Source organism: Tahibacter soli (assembly GCF_025717065.2).
GTDB classification, from domain to species: Bacteria; Pseudomonadota; Gammaproteobacteria; order Xanthomonadales; family Rhodanobacteraceae; genus Tahibacter; species Tahibacter soli.
In genome coordinates this window covers 26513-49890 of record NZ_JAOVZO020000019.1, presented here as the reverse complement: position 1 = coordinate 49890, position 23378 = coordinate 26513, and the positions used below count along the sequence as shown (strand labels likewise).

Annotated in this window: 20 protein-coding genes; all 20 read left to right on the top strand. The window is 66.6% G+C overall.

The features are described 5' to 3' along the window. The first annotated feature begins 1 nt into the window (after position 1). The 20 genes from purL to OD750_RS19275 all read left to right on the top strand — a co-directional run bounded on the left by purL (position 2) and on the right by OD750_RS19275 (position 23356). Positions 2-3862 carry a phosphoribosylformylglycinamidine synthase gene (gene purL, locus OD750_RS19370; protein WP_263541046.1) on the top strand — a complete coding sequence of 1287 codons (3861 nt, stop codon included), beginning with the start codon at positions 2-4 and terminating at the stop codon, positions 3860-3862. Positions 3863-3900: 38 nt separating this feature from the next. Further along, positions 3901-4530, top strand: coding sequence for an exosortase H-associated membrane protein (locus tag OD750_RS19365; protein ID WP_263541047.1), 630 nt, complete (start codon positions 3901-3903; stop codon positions 4528-4530). A 10-nt stretch (positions 4531-4540) separates the two neighbouring features. Continuing rightward, positions 4541-6280 carry a type II secretion system ATPase GspE gene (gene gspE / locus OD750_RS19360; RefSeq protein ID WP_263541048.1) on the top strand — a complete coding sequence of 580 codons (1740 nt, stop codon included), beginning with the start codon at positions 4541-4543 and terminating at the stop codon, positions 6278-6280. A 50-nt stretch (positions 6281-6330) separates the two neighbouring features. Beyond that, positions 6331-7548, top strand: a complete 1218-nt coding sequence (locus OD750_RS19355) for a type II secretion system F family protein (RefSeq protein WP_263541049.1) — start codon at positions 6331-6333, stop codon at positions 7546-7548. A 14-nt stretch (positions 7549-7562) separates the two neighbouring features. Continuing rightward, the gene (gene gspG, locus OD750_RS19350; protein WP_263541050.1) at positions 7563-7994 is read left to right on the top strand and encodes a type II secretion system major pseudopilin GspG; all 432 of its coding nucleotides are present in this window, start codon (positions 7563-7565) and stop codon (positions 7992-7994) included. Positions 7995-8031: 37 nt separating this feature from the next. Next, a complete protein-coding gene (locus OD750_RS19345) occupies positions 8032-8535 on the top strand; it encodes a GspH/FimT family pseudopilin (protein WP_263541051.1) in 504 nt (167 codons plus the stop codon). After that, positions 8532-9083, top strand: coding sequence for a type IV pilus modification PilV family protein (locus OD750_RS19340; RefSeq protein ID WP_263541052.1), 552 nt, complete (start codon positions 8532-8534; stop codon positions 9081-9083). The genes OD750_RS19345 and OD750_RS19340 overlap by 4 nt, the downstream gene beginning before the upstream one ends. Then, positions 9083-9802, top strand: a complete 720-nt coding sequence (locus OD750_RS19335) for a prepilin-type N-terminal cleavage/methylation domain-containing protein (RefSeq protein WP_263541053.1) — start codon at positions 9083-9085, stop codon at positions 9800-9802. The genes OD750_RS19340 and OD750_RS19335 overlap by 1 nt, the downstream gene beginning before the upstream one ends. A gap of 2 nt (positions 9803-9804) precedes the next feature. Beyond that, positions 9805-10692, top strand: a complete 888-nt coding sequence (locus OD750_RS19330) for a type II secretion system minor pseudopilin (RefSeq protein ID WP_263541054.1) — start codon at positions 9805-9807, stop codon at positions 10690-10692. Further along, positions 10692-11900: a PilN domain-containing protein gene (locus tag OD750_RS19325; protein WP_263541055.1), complete on the top strand. Its 1209-nt coding sequence runs from the start codon at positions 10692-10694 to the stop codon at positions 11898-11900. The genes OD750_RS19330 and OD750_RS19325 overlap by 1 nt, the downstream gene beginning before the upstream one ends. After that, entirely contained in the window at positions 11875-12489 is a 615-nt protein-coding gene (gene gspM / locus OD750_RS19320) for a type II secretion system protein GspM (RefSeq protein ID WP_263541056.1), read from the top strand. The genes OD750_RS19325 and gspM overlap by 26 nt, the downstream gene beginning before the upstream one ends. Next, positions 12486-13238, top strand: coding sequence for a hypothetical protein (locus OD750_RS19315; protein WP_263541057.1), 753 nt, complete (start codon positions 12486-12488; stop codon positions 13236-13238). Before gspM ends, OD750_RS19315 begins: the two co-directional genes overlap by 4 nt. A 5-nt stretch (positions 13239-13243) precedes the next feature. Next, positions 13244-15520: a type II secretion system secretin GspD gene (gene gspD, locus OD750_RS19310; protein ID WP_263541058.1), complete on the top strand. Its 2277-nt coding sequence runs from the start codon at positions 13244-13246 to the stop codon at positions 15518-15520. An 11-nt stretch (positions 15521-15531) separates the two neighbouring features. Next, positions 15532-15957, top strand: a complete 426-nt coding sequence (locus OD750_RS19305; RefSeq protein ID WP_263541059.1) for a hypothetical protein — start codon at positions 15532-15534, stop codon at positions 15955-15957. A gap of 174 nt (positions 15958-16131) precedes the next feature. Next, on the top strand, positions 16132-17688 hold the full coding sequence (locus tag OD750_RS19300; protein ID WP_263541060.1) for a hypothetical protein: 1557 nt from the start codon (positions 16132-16134) through the stop codon (positions 17686-17688). Positions 17689-18028: 340 nt separating this feature from the next. Next, entirely contained in the window at positions 18029-19150 is a 1122-nt protein-coding gene (locus OD750_RS19295; protein ID WP_263541061.1) for a hypothetical protein, read from the top strand. 82 nt (positions 19151-19232) lie between these two features. After that, the gene (locus tag OD750_RS19290; RefSeq protein ID WP_263541062.1) at positions 19233-20186 is read left to right on the top strand and encodes a peptidylprolyl isomerase; all 954 of its coding nucleotides are present in this window, start codon (positions 19233-19235) and stop codon (positions 20184-20186) included. Positions 20187-20427: 241 nt separating this feature from the next. Continuing rightward, the gene (locus OD750_RS19285) at positions 20428-21219 is read left to right on the top strand and encodes an ABC transporter permease (RefSeq protein ID WP_263541063.1); all 792 of its coding nucleotides are present in this window, start codon (positions 20428-20430) and stop codon (positions 21217-21219) included. Further along, the gene (locus tag OD750_RS19280; RefSeq protein ID WP_263541064.1) at positions 21216-22436 is read left to right on the top strand and encodes an ABC transporter ATP-binding protein; all 1221 of its coding nucleotides are present in this window, start codon (positions 21216-21218) and stop codon (positions 22434-22436) included. The genes OD750_RS19285 and OD750_RS19280 overlap by 4 nt, the downstream gene beginning before the upstream one ends. Then, positions 22433-23356: a methyltransferase domain-containing protein gene (locus OD750_RS19275; protein WP_263541065.1), complete on the top strand. Its 924-nt coding sequence runs from the start codon at positions 22433-22435 to the stop codon at positions 23354-23356. The genes OD750_RS19280 and OD750_RS19275 overlap by 4 nt, the downstream gene beginning before the upstream one ends. The last annotated feature ends 22 nt before the right edge of the window (positions 23357-23378 follow it).

The window sequence follows — 23378 nt, the reverse complement described above, 5'->3', positions numbered from 1 at the left end:
CATGATCGTGTTCGACGGGCAGCCCGCCCTGTCCGCTTTTCGCCTCGACCGCTTGAACCGCCAACTGGCGGAAATCGTTCGAGCTTCGCGCATCGTCGCCGCGCGCTACGTGTATTTCCTCGACGCGCCGGGCGGCCTTGCCGCCGACCAGCGCGCCCGCGTCTGCGAGGTGCTCGAGGCGCAGGACGGCGAGCCCGGCCCCGCGACGCTCTGGGTCGTGCCGCGGCTCGGCACGATTTCGCCGTGGTCGTCCAAGGCGACCGACATTCTGAAAGGCTGCGACCTGCCGGTCGCGCGCGTCGAACGCGGCATCGCGTTCGAGATCGACGCGGCGCCCGCCGCCGGTTCGCCCGAAGGCAAGACGCTCCGGAAGGTGTTGTCCGACCCGATGACGCAGTCGGTGCTGACGTCGCTCGATGCCGCGAACGGCCTGTTCCTGCAGGGCGCGCCGGGTCCGCTCGGCACGATCCCGCTCGGCGCCGATCCGGCCGCCGCGCTGAATGCCGCGAACGTGGGGCTCGGCCTTGCGCTCGCGCCGGACGAAATCGACTACCTGATCGCGCGCTACGGCGAACTCGGACGCGACCCGACCGACGCCGAGCTCATGATGTTCGCGCAGGCCAACTCCGAACACTGCCGTCACAAGGTGTTCAACGCGACCTGGACGGTCGACGGCGAGGCGCAGGAGCGTTCGCTGTTCGCGATGATCAAGAACACGCACCAGGTGTCGCCGGCGCATACGCTGTCGGCGTACTCGGACAACGCCGCGGTGATCTCCGGCAGCGACGGGCGGCGCTTCTTCGCCGACGCCGACGGCATCTACCGCGCGCACGCCGAACCGATCGACTACGCCATCAAGGTGGAAACGCACAACCACCCGACCGCGATCGCGCCGTTTCCGGGCGCGTCGACCGGTTCGGGCGGCGAGATCCGCGACGAGGGCGCGACCGGTCGCGGCGGCAAGCCGAAGGCCGGCCTGACCGGTTTTTCGGTGTCGCATCTGCGCATTCCGGATCTGCCGCGGCCGTGGGAAACCGCGCGCCCGCTGCCGCCGCGCATGGCCACCGCGTTCGAGATCATGCGCGACGGGCCGATCGGCGCCGCGTCGTTCAACAACGAATTCGGCCGGCCGGCGCTCGGCGGCTATTTCCGCACGTTCGAGTGGGAAACCGGCATTCCCGGCGTACGCCGCGGCTACGACAAGCCGATCATGATCGCCGGCGGCCTCGCCAACATCCGCCGCGACCATGTGCGCAAGCGCGTGCTGTCGCCCGGCGACGCGGTGATCGTGCTCGGCGGGCCGGCCATGCTGATCGGCCTCGGCGGCGGCGCTGCCTCGTCGGTCGCCTCGGGCGCGAGCTCCGAAGATCTCGACTTCGCGTCGGTGCAGCGCGACAACCCGGAAATGGAACGCCGCGCGCAGGAGGTCATCGACCACTGCTGGTCGCTCGGCGACGCCAATCCGATCGTCAGCGTGCACGATGTCGGCGCCGGCGGCCTGTCCAATGCGATTCCCGAACTGCTGCACGACTCCGGCGTGGGCGGCCGCATCGACATGGCGGCGATTCCGTGCGACGACCCGCAGCTGTCGCCGATGCAGCTGTGGTGCAACGAATCGCAGGAACGCTACGTGCTCGGCGTGGCGCCGACCGATCTCGAACGCTTCGAAGCGATGTGCCGGCGCGAGCGCTGTCCGTTCGCGGTGGTCGGTCATGCGACCGAAGAGGAGCGCCTGATCGTCGCCGATTCGCGCCGCGACCTGCCCGTCATCGACCTGCCGATGGACGTGCTGTTCGGCAAGGCGCCGAAGATGCACCGCGACGCCAGGCGCAAGGCGCCGCGCGTCGATCTCGTTTCCGACTGTTCCGGCATCGCGATCGCCGAAGCGCTGCAGCGCGTGCTGCGGTTTCCGGCGGTCGGTTCGAAGTCGTTCCTGATCACGATCGGCGATCGCACCGTCGGCGGCCTGTGCTCGCGCGATCCGATGGTCGGGCCGTGGCAGGTGCCGGTGGCCGACTGCGCCGTGACGATCGCCGACTTCGACGGCTATGCCGGCGAGGCGATGTCGATGGGCGAGCGCACGCCGATCGCGCTGTTGTCGAGCGCCGACGCCGCGCGCATGGCCGTCGGCGAAGCGCTGACGAATATCGCCGCCGCGCCGATCGCCGACCTCGGCGAGGTGCGCCTGTCGGCGAACTGGATGGCCGCGGTGAGCTATCCGCATCAGGACGCCGCGCTATACGACGCGGTGCGCGCGGTCGGCATGGATCTGTGCCCGGCGCTCGGTATTTCGATTCCGGTCGGCAAGGATTCGCTGTCGATGCAGACCGTCTGGAACGACGGCGAGCGCGAACAGAAAACCGTCGCGCCGGTGTCGCTGATCGTCACCGCTTTCGCGCGCACGACCGACGTGCGCCGCTCGCTGACGCCGCAGCTGCGCCTCGACCAGGGCGAAACCGAACTGTGGCTGATCGACCTCGGCGGCGGCCGCAACCGCCTCGGCGGATCGGCGCTGATGCAGGTGTTCAACCGCACCGGCGGCGTGCCGCCCGATCTCGACGACGCGACGCGCTTCAAGGCGTTCTTCACCTGTATACAAGAGGCGAACGCCGCAGGCCTCCTGCTCGCGTATCACGACCGCTCCGACGGCGGCGTGCTCGTGACCCTGCTCGAAATGGCGTTCGCCGGTCACTGCGGCCTCGCGATCGGCCTCGACGGCTGGGCCGAGAACACGCTGCGCGCCCTGTTCTGCGAGGAACTCGGCGCGGTCGTGCAGGTGCGCCGCAACGACGTGCCGGCGCTGCGCGCGCTGTTCGACAAGCACGGTCTGGCCGACATCGCGCACATGGTCGGCCGGCCGAAGGAAAAACTGCAGATCGCGCTGCGCCTGGGCGACGAGAGCATCGCGCGCTGGGACTGGACCGAACTGATGCAGGCGTGGTCGGAAACGAGCCATGCGATGCAGCGCCTGCGCGACAACCCGTACTGCGCCGACAGCGAACTCAACTGGCGCTGCGACGCGGACGATCCGGGCATCACGGCCAAGCTCGTATTCGATCCGGCCGACGACGTGGCCGCGCCGTTCATCGCCAAGGGCGTGCGGCCGAAGGTGGCCGTGCTGCGCGAACAGGGCGTCAACGGCCAGATCGAAATGGCGGCGGCGTTCACGCGCGCCGGGTTCGACGCGGTCGACGTGCACATGTCCGATCTCGCGGCCGGCCGCTACAAGCTGGCCGACTTCACCGGCCTTGCCGCGTGCGGCGGCTTCTCGTACGGCGACGTGCTCGGCGCCGGCCGCGGCTGGGCGACGTCGATCCTGTACAACGCGAGTCTGCGCGAACAGTTCGCCGCGTTCTTCGCCGATTCGTTCAAGTTCGCGCTGGGCGTGTGCAACGGCTGCCAGATGATGGCGACGCTCAAAGACATCATCCCGGGCGCCGACTACTGGCCGAAGTTCCGCCGCAACGCGTCCGAGCAGTACGAGGCGCGCCTGGTCACGCTCGAGGTGATCGATTCGCCGTCGATCCTCCTGCGCGGCATGGCCGGTTCGCGCATTCCGGTCGCGGTCGCGCACGGCGAGGGCCGCGTCGATTTCGCACAGGGCTCCGACTACAAGCGCGTGCAGCCGTGCCTGCGCTTCGTCGACAACCGCGGCAAGGCGACCGAAACGTTCCCGCTCAACACCAACGGCTCGGTCGGCGGCCTGACGGGTCTGACCGCCGCCGAAGGCCGCGTGACGATCATGATGCCGCACCCCGAGCGCGTCATCCGCAGCGTGCAGATGAGCTGGCGCCCGGAGGAATGGGGCGAGGATTCGCCGTGGATGCGCATGTTCCGCAACGCGCGGGTCTGGGTCGGATGACGCCCGCGGCGCCGTCGCCGAGTCTGTTGCGGCGCTTCATGCTGAGAGCGCTCGGCTGGTTGCCGCTGTGCTTTTTCCTGTGGTGGTGGGTGTCGAGCCTCGCGGTGTGGCTGCCCAGTCACCTTGCGGCGAAGATCCTGACCTGGGGCTGGCCGAGCCTGTTCACGTCGGTCACGGCCGGCATCGACGCGGCGAGCGGCAAGCCGATCCTGTCGCTGCTGACGGCCGTCGCGGTGTCGGAAATCGGGCCGGACGGGCGCGAGGCGGTCGGTTTCGTCGAGCTGGCGGTCTATCCGCTGATCTACGGCTATTCGCTGCCGCTGTTCTTCGGGCTCGCGCTGGCGACGCCGCTGGAAGAAGAGCGCCGCTGGGGCCATATGGCGATCGGCGCGCTCGTGATCTGGCTCGCGCAGACGTTCGGTCTCGTCGCCGACGCGCTCAAGACCTTCGCGCTCAGCTCCGGCGCGCAGACCGCGGCGGCCGCCAAAGCGGCGGGTCTGTCGCCGGACCTCGTCGCGCTGTGCTATCAATTCGGGTATCTGATCCTGCCCACGGTCGTGCCGGCGGCCTTGTGGCTGGCCTTGAACCAATCCTTCATCGAGGCGCTCACCGGGCGCAAGTTCGGGGAACCTGCGTCGGGGGATGCGGGTCGTACTCGTACCCAATAGGAAAGAAGTCATGTCAGCCGTAGAAACGCCGGATGCCGCGGTGTCGCCGGACGTCGCCGAGGAAAACCTGGACGAGCGCCTGTGTACCTTCCTCGTGCGCAAGGGCCGCCTCAAGGAGGCCGACCTTGCGCGCGCGCGCCGCGTGCACGAGGAATCGGACGGCGACCGGCTGATCAACCTCCTGACCAAGCTCGGCCTCGTGTCCGAGCGCGACATGGCCGAGTCGATGGCGGAGCTGTTCAAGCTGCCGCTGCTCGGGTCGAAGGATTTTCCGGAATCGCCCCCGCCGAACGTGCAGCTCTCGGTGCGGTTCCTGAAGCAGCACCACATCGTGCCGGTGAGCGAGTCGGACGACGAAGTCGGCATGCTGATCGCCGACCCGGCCGAGCGCTATCCGCTGCAGGCGGTCGAGCTCGCCACCGCCAAGAAAGTGACGGTGCAGATCGGGCTCAAGTCGGAAATCGACGACCTGATCGAGCGCTACTACGGTCAGGGCCGTTCGGCGATGGGCACGATCGTCGAGACGCTGTCCGACGACGCCGGCCGCGGCGAGGACGACATCGAGCACCTGCGCGATCTCGCGTCCGAGGCGCCGGTCATCCGCCTCGTCAACCTGATCGTGCAGCGCGCGGTCGAACAGCGCGCGTCGGACATCCACATCGAACCGTTCGAAAGCCGCCTGAAGGTGCGCTACCGCATCGACGGCGTGCTGCACGAAGTGGAATCGCCGCCGGCGGCGTCGACCGCGGCGGTGATCTCGCGCGTCAAGATCATGGCGAAGCTCAACATCGCCGAGCGCCGCCTGCCGCAGGACGGCCGCATCATGCTGCGCGTGCAGGGCAAGGAGCTCGACCTGCGCGTGTCGACCGTGCCGACGTCGTGGGGCGAGTCGGTCGTCATGCGTATTCTCGATCGCGAAAGCGTCGTGTTCGACTTCCACACGCTCGGCTTCACCGACGAATTCCTGCCGCAGTTCATGAAGGTGCTCGAACTGCCGCATGGCATCATGCTCGTGACCGGCCCGACCGGTTCGGGCAAGACGACCACGCTGTACACCGCGCTGTCGAAGCTCAACACGCCGGACGTCAAGATCATCACGGTCGAAGACCCGGTCGAATACCAGATCGAAGGCATCAACCAGATCCAGGCGAAGCCTGCGATCGGCCTCGACTTCTCGCACGCGCTGCGTTCGATCGTGCGCCAGGACCCCGACATCATCATGATCGGCGAAATGCGCGACCTGGAAACGTGCCGCATCGCGATCCAGTCGGCGCTGACGGGCCATCTCGTGCTCTCGACGCTGCACACGAACAACGCGGCCGGCGGCATCACGCGCCTGCTCGACATGGGCGTGGAAGACTATCTCCTGACCTCGACCGTGAACGGCATTCTCGCGCAGCGCCTCGTGCGCCGCCTGGATCTCGCCCACGCCGAATCGTACGAGGCGCTGCCCGAAGTCGTGCGCGAGTTCAATCTGGACAAGCTCACAACCGAGCGTCCGATAAAATTGTACAAACCCACGCCGAGCCCGGCGAACGCGAGCGGCTATTTCGGCCGCACCACGATCATGGAGTTCATGGTCATGTCCGATCCGCTGCGCCGCCTCGTGATGCAGCATGCGGGCATGGGCGAGCTCGAGGCGCAGTCGCGCGCCGAGGGCATGCGCAACATGTACGAGGACGGCCTGGTCAAGTCGCTCGCCGGCGTCACCACGATCGAAGAAGTGTTGCGCGTCACGCAGGAAGGTTGATCCGTTCCGCGCCTGTGACGCGGCAATCCACGTAACGACTCCGAGTTTTCATGGCGCTATTTCGCTACAAAGCCGTAACGCCCGCGGGCGAGACCCTCGAAGGCCAGATGGAAGCGGCCTCGACCGAGGAAGTCATCGCCAAGCTGCAGGACGCCGGCAATATTCCCCTCGACGCGCGCGCGGCCGACGCGGGCGAGTCGTCGAGCCTCCTGGCGGCGCTGACGCGCCGCTCGGCGTTCAGCGGCGCGCAGGTCGTGCAGTTCACGCAGCAGCTCGCGACGCTGCTCGGCGCGGGCCAGCCGCTCGACCGCGCGCTGCAGATCCTGCTCGACCTGCCCGAAACCGACAAGGCCAAGCGCATGCTCGAGCGCATCCGCGACACCGTGCGCGGCGGCGCGCCGCTGTCGGACGCGCTGGAAGCCGAGCACGGGGTTTTCTCGCGCCTGTACGTCAACATGGTGCGCGCCGGCGAAGCCGGCGGTTCGCTCGACGACACGTTGAAGCGCCTGGCCGACTATCTCGAACGCACGCGCGAACTCAAGGGCAACGTCATCAACGCGATGATCTACCCCGCGTTCCTGATCGGCATGGTGTTCATGTCGCTGCTGATTCTCCTGATTTACGTCGTGCCGCAGTTCGTGCCGATGTTCAAGGACATGGGCGTGGAGATGCCGCTGATCACGAAGATCGTGTTCGGCCTCGGCACGGTGCTGCAGAACTTCTGGTGGCTCGGCCTCATCGCGGCGTTCGCCGGCGCCGCGTGGCTGCGGCGGCAGTACGCGCAGCCCGACACGCGGCTGGCGATGGATACGCGACTGCTCGGCATTCGCGTCGCCGGCAACGTGATTCTCAAGCTCGAAACCGCGCGGTTGTCGCGCACGCTGGGAACTTTGCTCAAGAACGGCGTTCCGTTATTGGCTGCGCTGACGATTTCACGCAACGTCATGGGCAACGCGGCGCTGTCCGAAGCGGTGGCCGGCGCGACCGAGGAGGTCAAGCGCGGCACCGGCCTCGGCTACGCCTTGAGCCAGAGCAAGCGATTCCCGAAACTCGCGCTGCAGATGGTCGCGGTCGGCGAGGAGTCGGGCGAACTCGACACGATGCTTCTGAAGGTGGCGGACACCTTCGACGTGGAAGTGAAGAACACGCTGGACCGGCTGCTCGCCGCGCTGGTTCCGGTAGTGACGATCGTAATGACGGTACTGGTGGCGATGATCATGATGGCGATCATTCTGCCGATCATGAACCTCGCCGGCTCGGTTCAGTAATCCTGGAGAAAATCATGAAGTACGCTTTTGCACATCGCAACATCGCGCGCCGCGCGGCCGGTTTCAGCCTGCTCGAAATGCTCGCGGTGATCGTGCTGATCGGCATCGTCGCCGGCATCGTCGTCAACCAGGTCGGCACCAACGTCGACAAGGGCAAGTGGAACGCCGGCAAGAGCCAGGTGTCGAAGCTCGCGATGCAGGTCGAGTCGTACGCGCTCGACAATGGCAGTCCGCCGGCCAAGCTCGAAGACCTCGTCACCAAGCCGTCCGGCGCCGCCGGCTGGAAGTCGCCGTATGCGAAGGAATCGGACCTGAAGGATCCGTTCGGCCATCAGTTCAGCTACAAGGCGCCGGGCGAACACGGCGACTTCGACATCGTCTTCCTCGGCAAGGACGGCAAGGCCGGCGGCGAGAACTACAACGCCGACCACGGCAACTGGCAGTAAGCCTGGCCGACCCGTACAGCAACGCAAGGCGCCAACCATGACCCGCTTGCCGATCCGAACCCGCGCAGGCACGTCGTGCCGGGCGCCGCGTCAGCGCGCCGCGGCCGGCTTCAGCCTGATGGAGCTGATGGCGGTCATGGTGCTGATGGCGATCGCCATCAGCGTCGCGTCGTTCACGGTCAGCAACAGCTTGAACAGCGCGAAGCTGCAGGCGGTCAGCCGCGACCTCGTCGCCGCGCTGCGCTACACGCGCGGCCAGGCGATCGTCAAAGGCGAGCAGAAGACGCTCGACGTCGACCTCGACGCGATGACGTATCAGGCGCCGAACAAGGACGCGGTGAAGTTTCCCGACAAGGTCGAGATCAAGCTCCTGACCGCGCAGAGCGAACTGACGACCGCGCGGGCCGGCGGCATCCGCTTCTATCCCGACGGCAGCTCGACCGGCGGCCACATCTCGGTCATCGCCGGCGAGCGCGAATGGCGCGTCAACGTCGGCTGGCTGACCGGCGAGGTGTCGCTCGAGGAGCTCAAGGGCCGATGAACGCATTCGCCTTCGATCGGCGCCGCGCGCCGCGCGCCGCGCCCGCGCGCCAGTCCGGCTTCAGCCTGATCGAGATGGTCGCGGCGTTCGTCGTGTTCGCGCTCGGCATGGCGGTGCTGATGGGCATCCTGTCGGCATCGATCCGCAACGCGCGTCTCGCGGCCGACTACACGCAAGCGGCGCTGTGGGCGCAGAGCGGCCTCGACGTCGCCGGCATCGGCGAAGAACTCGAAGAAGGCCACAAGAGCGGCAAGTTCGACGACGAGTTCCGCTGGGAACTCGACATCGTCAAGTACGAGCCGCCGCCGATCGAAGGTCAGTCGGCCTCGGCGGCGGCGGCCGACACCGAGTCGTTTACCGGTATCGAGCTGTACAAGCTCGACCTCGTCGTGTCCTGGGGCGCGACGCGCAATCCGCGCTCGGCGCATTTCACGACGCTGCGGGCGGTCAATCCGAACGCCAACGGCACGAGCCGTCTCGGCGGCGGCCAGTCCGGCGGCAACCAGCGCCCCGGCGGCAACGCCTCGAACGGTCAGAAGGGGGGCTGATGGCCGCGCATCGACTGCCGCGTTCCGGCGCCGGCTTCACCCTGCTCGAAGTGCTGCTGGCGATCACGCTGCTGGCGCTGCTGCTCGCCGGCGCGATGGGCGGCATCCGCGCCGCGACGCGCGCGATGCATTCGGGCGAGCAGGCGATCGACCGTACGAACCGCCTGCGCGTGACGCAGGAATTCATCCGCCACGAGATCTCGCGCGCGCTGCCGCTCGCGTTCGGCCAGGAAAAAGGCAGCGGCGCGAACTTCGTGTTCCAGGGCGAGAACGATTTCCTGCGTTTCGTCGCGCCGATGCCCGGCCATCTGTCGCGCGGCGGCGCGTACGTACAGAGCCTGGAGCTCGCGCGCGGGCGCAACGGCATGCAGCTGCTCTTCACGCACCAGATGCTGAACGGCTTCGACCTCGACAAGCTGTCGACGAAGGATCTCGAACCCGTGCTGCTGATCGACGGCATCCGCAACGGGCGCCTGCTGTATCGCAAGTACGACGACGAGGGCAAGCTCGACGACTGGACGGACGACTGGGAAGACCCGTCGGCGCTCCCGGTGATGGTGCGCATCGAACTGGAGATGACGACCGAGTCGGGCATCGTCTGGCCGACGATGGACATACCGCTGGTGCTAGACACGTCCGGCGGCATCCGCCAGTTCCAGTCCTCGCGCCGGCCGGGCAGCCAGCCCAACGACCCGGGCGACGGGCAGGCGAAGGAGTGATCATGCGCAACGCACGCGGCGTCGCCTTCGTACTGGTGCTGTGGGTCATCGCGCTGATGAGCATCCTGCTCGGGGCGTTCTCGGTGATCGCGCGCACCGAAAACATCCAGGCGCGCCACCTGTTCGATACCACCGCGGCGCGCTATGCGGCCGAGGCGGGCATGAATCGCGCGATCTACGAGCTGCGCAATCCCGACCTCATGACGCGCTGGGTCGCCGACGGACGGCCCTACAAGTTCGCGTTCGAAGGCGTCGAGGTCGACGTGAAGATCACCGACGACAGCGGCAAGATCGACATCAACGTCGCCGACGCGGTGATGCTCAAGGCCTTGTTCGTGTCGTCCGGCGTCGAAGACCGGCGTGCCGAGGAGCTCGCCGACGCGATCGTCGACTGGCGCGATCCCGACGACCTGACCGGACCTCACGGCGCGGAGTCGTCCGAGTACAAATCGGCGGGTTTGAAGTACGAACCGCGGAACGCGCCGTTCGAAACGGTGTCCGAAGTGCAGCAGGTACTTGGGATGGACTACGACGTCTATCACAAGATCGAGAAAGCCATCACCCTGTATTCCGGCCGTAGCCAGCCCAGCGCAGGATACGCCCCCCTCGAGGTGTTGAGGGCGTTGCCGGGCATGACCGAGGAACTCGCACAGATGATTCTGCAACAGCGCCAGGCGCTGCAGCCCGGCTCGCCGCCGTCCGGCCTGATGCTGCCGGACGGAACCCCCGTCGTGGCGGAGGGTGGGGGGCTCACGTATAGTATCGAGTCCCGCGCCAAACTCCCGAACGGCTCCAGCACCCGGCTGGAAGCCACGATTCGGCTTGGGGGTTCGGGCGTGGGCGGCAGACCGTATGCGGTACTGCGCTGGCGCGACGGCGAAAACTCGTAATGGCCATTCTAGACGTGCTCGAACCTCAGCTCGTCCGCTTGCGGGCGCGCTATGCGAAAACCCCTCTGCCGCGATTCCTGTCGTGGTGGGGACGGGAGCTTGCGACCTTTTTGCCGCAACGCTGGCGCGACGCGCTGGCCGAAGGCCGCGAGGCGCTGCTCCTGCACACCGACGCGGGCGCGATCGTCGTGCGGCGCGAAGCGGGGCAGGGCGTGGCCGACATGGGCACGATCGGGCTCGATCAGGACGCCGACGCGCAGCGCACCGCGTTCGAACGCCTGCGCGGCAGCATCGACGAGCCGATGCTGCGCCAGTTCTACTGCATCTCGCCGGCGCGCACGCTGCGCCGCACGCTGAGCCTGCCGGCCGCGGCCGAAGACAATCTGCGCCAGGTGCTGTCGTTCGAGATGGACCGGCAGACGCCGTTCAAGGCCGAGCAGGTGTACTTCGACTATCGCGTGCTCGGCCGCGACGCGAGCGGGCGCCAGCTGCACGTCGACCTCGTCGTGATGCCGCGCGCGCAGCTCGACGCCGAACTCGCGCCGCTGGCGAACCTTGCGACCGAACTCGACGGCGTCGACTGCTGGCAGGACGTGTCGACCGGCCGCCGCCTCGGCATCAACCTGCTGCCGGCCGAGCGCCGCGCGCGCCGCCGCAACATGCGTCTGCGCCTGAACCTCGCGCTCGTCGCCGTCGCGATCGTGCTGGCGCTCGGCGTGATGGGGCGCACCGTGACGAACCGCCAGCAGGCGCTCGAATCGATGACCGCCGAAGTGCAGGCGGCGCAGGAACAGGCCAAGCAGGTCGCCGGGCTGCGCAAGACGCTCGAGGAAACGATCGACTCGGCGAACTTCCTCGCGCAGCGCAAACGCTCTGCGATCCCGATGGTGCTGTTGCTCAAGGACCTCACCGAGCGTCTGCCGGACGGCACGTACCTCGAGCGTCTCAACGTCAACGAGGACGGACGCATCGAACTGCAGGGCCTGTCGGACAAGGCCGAAAGCCTGATCGCCGAGCTGCAGAAATCCAAGGTGATCATGAACCCGAGTTTCCAGGGCGTGATCCAGCCCGATCCGCGCCTCAAGAAAGACCGTTTCAATCTCGTCGCGCAGTTGAAGCCGTACGAGCCGGAGAAGCCCGCCGCCGCGCCGGCCGATGCGAGCGCCAAACAGGAGGACAAGCATGCGTCTGCTGCCGGAAGCCAATAACGGCCGCCTGCTTGCCGTCGTGCTCGCGCTGATCGTGGCGATGCTCGTGTATCTCCTGGGCGTGCACTGGTGGTTCGTCGCGCCGCATCTGGACGTCATGTCGCAGATGAGCGACCTGCGCGAGCAGCAGCAGCGTTTCCACGAAACGAGCCTGCAGCGCCCGCAGATCGAAAAGCGCCTCGTCGACGTGCGCACGTTCGAACAGAACAACCAGGCGTTTCTCGCGCAGTCGGACTCGAGCGCGGCGTCGGCCGACCTGATCCAGCGCCTGAAGCAGGCCGTCAGCCAGCACGCGACCGATCCTAACCGCTGCCAGGTGCTGACGAACCAGACCCTGTCCGGCGGCAAGCCCGAGCTGTACGAACGCGTGACGATCCAAGTGCGCATGCGCTGCGATCTCGAGCCGTTCTCGTCGATCGTCTACGAGCTCGAAAGCGGCAAGCCGTACCTGTTCGTCGAACAGCTCATGATCTACAAGCAGAATTACGGCTACGTGCCGCCGAACCAGCGCCAGCCGCAGCAGAGCGCGCTCGACGTGCGCTTCAACCTGACCGGCTACCTGCGCAAGCGCGGAGCGGACAAGGCATGAACTCCCGCACCGCCCAGATGGTCACCTACGGCCTTGCCGGCACGTGCGGCGTGCTCGGCCTTGCCGCGATCCTCGCCTGGATGGGCGCCGGTCGCGGCTACAGCTGGCTCGCCGACTCGAGCGAACCGCCGCCGGTCACCGGCGTCGGCCGCATCGACGGCGAACCGGTCGCGATTCCGCCGGAGGCGCAGTTCGCCGAGATCCAGCAGCGGCCGATCTTCAACGAAGACCGCAAGCCGACGCCGCCGGCGGCGCCGGAAGTCGCCAAATCGGATTTGCCGCCCGTGCCGCTCAACGTCACGCTGACCGGCATCATCCTGACGCCGAACGTGCGTCTGGCGATGGTGCAGGACAACGCGAAGAACGAATCGGTCTCGCTGCGCCTGGGCATGCCGCTGCCGGGCGACCAGCAGGTGTGGACGCTGAGCGAAATCAAGAACCGCAGCGCCGTGTTCAAGAACGCGAGCGACGAGACGGCCGAAGTCGAGCTGCAGGTCGCCGAGGTCAAGGCCGTGGCACCGCCGGCATCGCGCCTGCCGACACCGCCGCCGCCGCAACAGCCGACCGCCGCGTCGCCGCCGCCGGGCGGTGCGCCGCCACCGCCGCCGGTGGCGAACGCGAACGTGCCGGCGCAGCCGGCCGACCGCGCGGCCGAACTGCAACGCCGTATCGAAGAGCGCCGCCGCGAGATGCGCGAGCAGGCGGAAAAGCTGCGTCAGCAGCAAGAAGCGAACAAGAACACGGAGTGACCCCAGTGCGTCTAAGTGCCCAAACTCTGAGCCTCGTCACGGCGCTGGTCGCATTGGCCGGATGCGCCACGGCGCCGCAGCAGCGCGAGAAAGTCGACGGCGCGGTCGCCGAGCTGCTCGACAAGCCGAAAGTGCAGACCGAGGTCGATCGCAAGGCGCAAGCGCTTGCCGAAGGCCGCGACGAAGGACCGATCTCGCTCAGTCGCGGCGGCACCGACGCGCCGCTGGCGAAGCCCGAAATCGAGATCGGCAACGGCAAGTTCATCAACGAAGCGTCGGCGCGCGCACCGGTGCCGTCGACGCCCGACGGCGAAGGCCAGCTGACGTTCAACTTCGAGAACCAGCCGATCCAGGCCGTCGCCAAGGCGATCCTCGGCGACCTGCTGCAGCTCAACTACGTCATCGCGCCGGGCGTGCAGGGCAACGTCAGCTTCTCGACGTCCAAGCCGATCAAGTCCGAGCAGGCGATGTCGATCCTGCAGATGCTGCTGTCGTGGACGAACAACGCGCTCGTGTTCAGCGAAGGACGCTACACCGTGCTGCCGGCCAAGGACGCGATCAAGGGCAAGCAGACGGCGCGCCTGGGGCCGCCGGGCGCGGCCAAGGGCTACGAAGTGCGCGTGTTCCCGCTGCAATTCGTGTCGCCCAAGGAAATGGAGAAGCTGCTCAAGCCGTTCGCCAAGGACGATGCGTTCGTGTCGGTCGACACGTCGCGCAGCATGCTGATCATGGCCGGCACCGCGGTGGAGCTCGAAAACTACCAGCGCAGCATCGACACGTTCGACGTCGACTGGTTGAAGGGCATGTCGGTCGGCGTGTACCCGGTGGCGCACGTCGAAGTGGCCAAGATCATGCCGGAACTCGACAAGATCTTCGGCGCGACCGGCGAATCGCCGATGGCCGGCATGTTCCGCTTCGTGCCGATCGAACGCACGAACTCGATCGTCGTGATCACGCCGAATGCGAACTATCTGTCGCAGGCCGAGGAATGGCTGCGCCGGCTCGACCAGGGCGGCAGCGAAAGCGGCACGCAGCTCTATGTATACGACGTAAAAAATGTCAAAGCGGTGGATCTGGCCGATCGGCTGAGCGAAGTGTTCACCGGCCAGCGCAGCGCGTCGAGCTCGTCGCGCAAGAGCAGCCGCGGTTCGGTCGCGCCGGGCCTGCAGTCGGTCGAAGTACGCGGCATGAACGACAACAGCCGCCGCGCCGAGAACACGCGCCAGCAACAGCAGGCAAGCAACACGGGAGCGGCGGCCGGCGGCGGTTCGTTCCAGGTGGGCGACGAAGAAACCGAAGTCCGCATCACCGCGGTCGAGGAGAACAACCAGATCCTCATCATGGGCACGCAGACCCAGTGGGGCATCATCCAGAGCGCGATCAAGCGCCTCGATATCGAGCCGCTGCAGGTGCAGATCGAGACGAAGATTCTCGAAGTGCGCCTTGTGGACAATTTCAGCTTCGGCGTGCAGTGGTATCTCGAGGGCCTGATCGGTCTGAACAACACGTCCGACCAGGGCGGCGGTCCGTTCACGAGCTCGCAGCCCGGCAACAAGCAGCGCATCGGCCTCGGCAGCGGCGGCACCGCGCGCGACGCGTCGAGCACGTTCTTCTACGCGTTCGCCAACAACGAAGTCGAAGCCGCGATCCGCGCGCTGGAGAAGGATTCCAACACCAAGACGCTGTCGGCGCCGTCGCTGATGGTGCTCAACAACAAGGAAGCGCGGATCAACGTCGGCGATCAGATTCCGGTCGTGCAGACGTTCTACAACCCGGGCTTCAATACCGGCACGTCGGGCTCGCAGTACAACAGCGGCTCGGTGCAGTTCCGCGACACGGGCGTGCAGCTCACGGTGACGCCGCGTGTCAATCCGGGCGGGCTCGTATACATGGAAGTCGGGCAGGAGGTGTCCAAGCCCGGCACGCAGGACGCGACCGGCAACTACACGGTTTCCAAGCGCGAGATCGAAACGGAAATCGCCGTGCAGAGCGGCCAGACCGTGCTGCTCGGCGGCCTGATCGGCGAAAACGAATCGCGTGCCAAGGACGGTATTCCGGGCCTGTCGAAAATTCCGCTGCTGGGCCGGTTGTTCGGAACTACCAAACGCGACAACGATCGAACCGAACTCATCATCCTGATCACGCCGCGCGTGGTCAGCAACTCCAACGAAGCGCGCGACATCACCGAGGAATACCAGAAGCGGTTCAAGTCGCTGGCACCGCTGCGCGGCGCCGGCGGCGATACGATCGAAGGCGCGTTCGGCAACAAGAAGGACAAATAATGACAGCTCCGATGTTCAAGATCCTGCGCATTCTCGCGCTGGCGGCGATGGTGGTGCTTGCGGCGGCGTGCTCGCCCGGCAACGTGAAGAAGGGTTCGTCCGCGAAGGCGACGGTCGAAGACCGCGCCGTGCAGCGCTGGGAAGACCTGATCGCGCACCGTTCGGGCGACGCCTACGAATACCTCACGCCCGGCTACCGCCAGACGCACCCGAAAGAGCCGTACATCATCTCGATGGGAAGCCGTCCGGTGGTGTGGAAGTCGATCAAGTTCATGCGCAAGGAGTGCGAGGACGAGAACACCTGCACCGTTTACCTCCTTCTCGTCTATGAACTGCGTATCGCTGCGGGCATTCCGGGGCCGGTGGAAGGCGTCTCCGGCGAGAAGGAAAAGTGGATTCGAATCAAGGGTGTGTGGTATCACTTGCCCGAGAAGTAAACGCGGTACCCCCAAGGCAAAAAGGCGTTCCGATCGGGATTGCGTTGCTTTGGGCTTTGTTCTAGCATTGCCGCGCTGTTGCCTATTCATGCCCAAAAAAGGCGGGCCAAAACCGCTGCTGCGGAGCATGACGGGCCTTAAGCAAAGCCCTGTGGTTCATTTAGGAGTGTTGTGATGAAAAGAAACAATCTGACGACCGCAGTCGTCGCCGGCATCGCCGGCGTCGCCGGTATCGCCGGACTCGCGAACGCCGTCGAGCTGAACCCGGATGGCATCGGCGAAGTCCTGATCTACCCGTACTACACGGTTAACGAAGGTCAGTCGACGCTGATCTCGGTGGTCAACACCACCAACATCGCGAAGGCGGTCAAGGTTCGCTTCCTCGAGGGTCACAACTCTCGCGAAGTCCTCGACTTCAACCTGTTCCTGTCGCGCTTCGACGTGTGGACCGGTGCGATCTTCGCGCTGGCCGACGCCGGTCTGCCGGGCGCCAGCGCCGGCGCCGGTATCACCACCAGCGACAAGAGCTGCGTCGATCCGCAGCTGAACACCGCGTTCTGGGGCGACCTGGGCGACGGCCGCAAGTACGCCGCGTTCCTGCCGTACGCCTACTCGGGCGGTTCGCCGGCCAACGGCGGCAACGACGACACCGGCCCGACCGGTATCGAGCGTACGCGTGAAGGTCACATCGAACTGATCTCGATGTCCGACGTCGTCGGCGACACCGCCGATGCCGTGACCCACATCAACGGCGTGCCGGACGACTGCGACGTCGCCGCTGCGCTCGACGTGGGCGACGCTGACCTGCTGCCCCCGACGGGCGGTCTGTTCGGCGCCGGCGCGATCGTCAACACCGGGCAGGGTACGTTCTTCTCGTACAACGCCGACGCTCTCGATGGCTACACGATCGAAGACCTGTTCTCGGGTTCGGAATCGGTCCAGCCGTCCATCGCGCAGGCCAGCTCGACCGCTTCGACGGCCGTTGCCTACGTGTTCGACGATGGCGCGCTGATCCAGGCTGCGTACAACCGCACCGCCGGTCAGTCCAACACCAACCCGGCGATCGACGCGGTCTCCGCGGTGTTCACGTCCGACGCGATCTTCAACGAGTACAACGTTGACAGCCTCGCCGGTTCGAACACCGACTGGGTCGTGACCTTCCCGACCAAGCGCTTCTACGTCGACCCGCAGATCATCGGCGCGTCGGGCAGCGGCATCCGTCCGTTCGTCTACCGCTTCGGTCAGGTTGTCCCGCAGCGCAACGGCCTCGGCCAGTCCTGCACCCAGGTCGGCGTCGCCGTGTATGACCGCGAAGAGCGCACCCCGACGGGTCCGCAGCCGGGCTTCTCGCCGCCGCCCCCGGGCCAGCCGCCGTCCTCGCTGTGTAAGGAAGTGAACGTCATCAGCTTCCTCGCCCTGCCGCCGGGTTCGGCCGCTCCGACCAAGTCGGGCGTGCTGGGTTCGACGCTGGTCACGAACGTCAATCCGGGCAGCTACACGTCCGGTTGGGCGCGCATCGACCTGAACCCGGGTGCGGAACGTCACCAGCTTCGCCCGTCGATCGACGGCGAAGTGTTCAACGGCCTCCCGGTCACGGGTTTCGAAGCGGTTAACTACGTCAACCGCAACCAGACCCCGGGCGTGCTCGCGAACTACAGCGGCCTGTTCCGTCATCGCGCCAGCCGTTCCTGCCAGGTCGGCGACGCCCTGGGCGGCCCGGCTTGCTCGTAATCGATCCTTCGGGATTGATGACGCGTTAAGTGTGTAACGAGAGGGGCCTTCGGGCCCCTCTCTCTTTTCGTGCCGACGAAACCGTCCGATCCTGGTCGCGCTTCTTGCGCAAATCGGTACGCGGCATGGCGACATCGCGATCGCGCGCACGGCGCAGAGCCGCGCAACGCCGATCTCCGGCGCGAGACTTGGCGCTACCGCCGGGAAGGCGCAGACTACGCCGGCCTGTCGCGAATGGAGGGAAATCCTCCGTACTGTCGGGCAGAGCTTTAACGATCCGTTTGCAAACGGCAGACAGGGGGTCGTTACAATTCGGTTTAAAGCCTCTCGGGAACTTGCAATGCTCTTTCAGCGCACCTTTATCACCATTTCCACGCTGCTTATGGCGGTTGTTGCCGGTTCCGTCGGCGCACAGTCGGTCGTGATGCAATTGAAATACGACCCCGCCGGCGGTGGCGCCGAGAAGACTTGCATCTTCACGACCAACGGCGCCGTGACCATGAACAGCGACACGTCGCTGGCCGCCAAAGGCACGTTCGGAACGGATTGTCCGACGACCGTCGTGACGCCGCCGGGCACCCCGTCGTTCCGCGATACGCTCGAGGGCGACATTCCCGCCAGCGTGACGACCGGTGCGACGCTCTCGCTGAACTGGCGCGCCGATGCCGACTACTGCACCACCGAGGGCAGCCTCCTGCCGGTGACGTATGCGGGCTGGCCGGTGAACGCCACCACCCCTCCGCAGATCTGCAATTCGGCGGCGACGTGCGACATCGCGCATCCGCAGTCGTTCACTGCCTCGGTCAACGGCACGTACAAGTTCCAGCTCAAATGCTACAAAAACAACAACGCGACGCCGGTAACGAGCACGGTCAGTACCGTTGCATCGACGGCGACGGGCTGTTCGGCACCGGCCGGCCTGACGCGTCAGTTGTTTGCCGAAGTCTGTGACGCGGGTGGCACCGTGTGCCGCGGTTCGGTCGACGTCTCGAAGTTCGAGAACGTCTTCGGTTACAACGCCGCGGGCGGCTCGCCGACGTTGTGGCCGGGTCGCCGCAACCTGCAGCAGCGCATCAAGATCAGCAACAACAACTTCGTTGCGCTGCAGTACACGGTTCCGTCCACCTACCCGAGCGGCGCGAACGGCAGGTACGGCTATTTCACGCTGGTCGACACGAACTACTTCGGTACGACGACGATCAAGATCAGCAAGACCTGCGGCGACCTCGCGCCGACGAGCGCGATCTCCCCGAATTGCATTTTGAACAATGCGAACGGATCGGCGACCTTCTTCTGGACCACGTATACGTCCGGTCCGGACTTCCAGGCCAGCTGCCCGATGGTGCCGGGCGAGACGTACTACATGCACGTGATCCACGCCGACCTTGCGAACCCGGGCACGAGCACCTGCCCGCTCGGTATCTGCGGAAACTCGATCCAGAACGGGCCGGGCAACTTCTGATCCCGCAACTTTAGTCGACCGACACGGTCAGATGGGCGCGCTAGACGCGCCCATCTTTTTTCATTTCCGGACAGAGAAAATCATGATTCGACGCTTAGCGATTGCCGCATTGGTGCTTTCCACATCGACGGCCTGGGCCGATGAGGCCAAGGACGTCAAAACCGTCGTTGCGAGTCAGGGCGGCGTCGAAGTCACGCTCGGCGATATCGACGCGTTCGTCGAGCGGATTCCGGAGAACAATCGCGCGGGCTATGCCAACAGCCCCAAGCGCCTGGAAACGATGATCCGCAACATGCTCGTGCAGAAGCAGCTCGCGGCACAGGCGGTCAAGAACGGCCTCGACAAGAAGCCGGAGATTCAGCGGCAGGTCGCGCTGGCGACGATGGAAACGCTGTCCCGCGCGCGTCTGACCGAGTTCCGCGACAGCCTCAAGGAGCCCGATTTCGCGATGCAGGCCGAAGAGCGCTACCTGGCGAACAAGGACGTATATACCGTCAAGGGCGAAATCACCGTCGAGCACGTGTTGATCAGCACGGACAAGCACGACCAGAAGAAGGCCTACGAGATCGCGGCCGAGGTCGAGCGCCAGGCCAAGGCAAAGCCCGACGATTTCGTCAAGCTCGTCGAAAAATATTCGGAAGACGAAAGCAAGGCGCAGAACCAGGGGCGCATCTTCGATGCCGGCTCCGAAAACTACGCCGAGGCGTTCGCGGAAGCGGCGCGCAAGCTCAAGACGCCGGGCGAGATCTCGCCGATCGTCACCACGCCGTTCGGACTCCATGTCCTGAAACTCGTCGAACGCAAGCCCGACGTCCTGCCGCCGTACGAAAGAGTGTCGGCGAAGATCATCAAGGAGCTGCGCTCGAAGTGGTACGAAGCGCAGATTCGCGGCCATACCGACGATATCCGCAACCGTCCGATGGACGCGAACGCCGATGCGGTGATGTCGCTGCGCACGCGCTATCTGAAGCCGGGGCAGGTCGTCACGCCGCCGACGCCGGAGCAGGAAGCCGCGAACGACGCGATTTCGCAGTAATCGATGCACTCGCGGACCGGTCGCGCGACCGGTCCGCGACGGCCGATGCCCTGACGCCGTCCATGGCCGGGCGTGTCGGCTCCGAAGGTCGCCGCGTGCAATCCGATGCCGCAGCCGCGGCGACGCATCGCAACCGGCAGCCGCGGCCCGAAACGCGTCGAACCGTTCGGCCACGCGCCAACTCGCTACACTTCCCGGACGGCCGACCGCCGCCCGGCCCCCCGTTCGGCCAAACGACATCATGACCCCGGCGACTTCGTCCGCTTCCAACACGCTGACGCTCGCGCTGCACCTGGCGCGGCGCGACCTGCGCAACCGCTATCTCGGCAGCTTCAGCGGCGGTCTGTGGGCGCTGTTCCAGCCGCTCGTGCAGCTCGCGGTGTACGCGTTCGTCTTCGGCTACGTCATGAAATCGACCGTGCCCGGGCGCGATGCGCCGGGCTTCGTGCCTTTCCTTGTCGTCGCGATGTGGCCGTGGATCGCGTTCTCCGAGAGCGTCGTGCGTGCGACGACGGCGATCCAGGACAACGCCAGCCTGATCGGCAAGGTGGCGCTGCCGCGCGCGGCGCTCGTGCTGGCGCCGGTGTTCGCGAGTTTCGCGATCCACGGCGTCGGCTTCGCCGCGCTGCTGGTCGCGATGATGCTGGCCGGCGTCGCGATCGCGCCGCTCGGGCTCGCGCTGTATTTGCCGGCATTCGCGCTGCTGTTCGTCTTCGCGATCGGTCTCGCGCTGCTGTTGTCCGCGCTGCAGGTGTTCGTGCGCGACATCGCGCCGGCGCTGCCGCAGCTCCTCATGGTGTGGATGTTCCTGTCGCCGGTGTTCTATTCGCGCGATCTGCTGCGCGAATGGAGCGGGCTGTTCGATTTCAATCCCTACGCAGCGTTCGCCGAGTACGGCCGCTGGGCGTTTCTCGGCATGCCGATGCCGAGCGCGCGCGCGATCGTCTGGGCGCTCGTCTGCGTCGCGCTGGCCGTGATCGTCGGACGCTACGCCTTCCGGCGCCTGGAGCGCCATTTCGAGGATTTCCTGTGAGCGCCGTGCTCGTCGAAGCGCGCGGTCTCGGCAAGGAGTACCCGCTGGTATTTCGCCGTGCCGACCGCCTGCGCGCGCTGGCGCGGCTGTTGACCGGTCGCGCCGCGAGCGCCGCGACGCCGGTGCTCGCCGACGTCGACCTCACCGTGCGACGCGGCCAGTCGCTCGGGCTCATCGGCGAAAACGGGGCGGGCAAGTCGACTTTGCTCAAATTGCTCACCGGCGTGTTGACGCCCAGCCACGGCACGGTCAGCGTCAACGGCCGCGTCGGCGCGCTGCTCGAGCTTGGCGCCGGCTTCCACCCCGAGTACACCGGTCGCGACAACATCGCGATGTCGGCCGCGCTGCACGGTTTCGATCCCGCCGAACTCGCCGCGAAACTGCCCGAGATCGTCGCGTTCGCCGACATCGGCCGCTACATCGACGAGCCGGTCAAGCACTATTCGTCGGGCATGGTCGTGCGCCTGGGCTTCGGCATCGTCGCGGCGACGCGGCCCGACCTTCTGATCACCGACGAAGTGCTCGCGGTCGGCGACGAATCGTTCCAGAAGAAGTGCGTACGCTGGATGGAGGACTACCTCGACCAGGGCGGCACGCTGATTCTCGTCTCGCACAGCATGTATCACATCCAGAAGCTGTGTCAGCAGGCGTGCTGGCTGCGTGAGGGCAGGGTGCAGGCGAGCGGCGACGTATTCGACGTGACGCAGGCGTATCTCGCGTATCACGAGCGCAAGTCCACCGGCGCGCTCGAAAAGCAGTCGCGCGACGCGCAGGCGGCCAAGGGTCTGGAGTTCCACGTCGCCGGCATGCGTCTGAACGGCGACGACAGCGAGCACCCGCAGGCGGTCGAACACGGCGCCGAACTGCTCGTGGAAGCCACGATCGCCTCGCGCGAGGGGCGCGTGCCGGTCGTGCACGTCGGCATCGTGCGCGCCGACGGCACGCCCGTCTACGGCATCTCGAGCGACATGGACGGCGTGCAGCCGGCGCCGACGCCGGAAGACCACTACCGAATCGTGCTGCGCCTGCCGCAGCTGTCGCTGCTGCCGGGCGGCTACACCGTCCGCGTACACCCGATGGACCCCGAAGGCGTGCGCCTGTTCGACACCGTCGAGCGCGGCCTGTCGGTCCGGGGGCGCAGCCGCGAGCTGGGACTGGTGCGGCTGCCCCACGTCTGGGAACATGCCGCCCCCCTGCAGGCGACGCCGCCGTCATGAACCCGACCCCCGCGCTGGAATTCACCGGCGAGCGCTTCACGCCCGAGTGCGTGCGCGAGATCTGGTACGAGCACTACCACCGTTACGCGTTCGCCCAGCCGCTGGTCGCCGGCAAGCGCGTGCTGGACGCCGCGTGCGGCGAGGGCTACGGCAGCGCGCTGCTCGCGCGGACTGCCGCGTCCGTGCTCGGTCTCGATATCGCCGATACCGCTGTCGCGCACGCGCAAGAGCGCTACGGCGACCGGCCGAACCTGCGCTTTGCGCAGGCCGACGTGACGCGCCTTGCGCTCGAACCGGGCAGCGTCGATGTCGTCGTTTCGTTCGAAACGCTCGAACACGTCGAGGCGCAGGAAGCGCTGCTCGAGGGCTTCGCGCGTGCGCTGACCGGCGACGGAATGCTGCTGATCTCGTCGCCGGACAAGGCGACGTACAGCGAAGCGGCCGGTTTTCGCAACGAGTACCACGTGCGCGAGCTGTACCGCGACGAGCTCGTCGCGCTGCTCGGCCGGCACTTTCCGCATGTTCGGCTGTACGGACAGCGCCTCTTGTTTCAGTCGGCGCTATGGTCGCTCGACGACGACGGCCCCGCGCAGATGCTCACCGCGGACGCCGACGGCGGCGTTGCGCCGGGCCTCGCCTACCCGCCGATGTACTACGTCGCCGCGTGTTCGCGCCGGCCGCTGCCGGCGCTGCCGGGCAGCGCATGGTTCGGCGACCGCGACGAAAGCGTCTATCGGCACTACAATCACGAAATTCGCAAGAACATGGCCGCCGGGGGCCGTATCGCCGAACTCGAGCGGGAAGTCGCGCAACTGCGCGCGAGGCTTGCGGCGCCGGTTGAAGACGGCGCGAACGAACCCACAACAACGGCTCTTAAGGCCGTCGCGCGGCGCCCCTGGTGGCGGCGCTGGCTGGGATAGGACACACGCCGGAGGTTAGTGG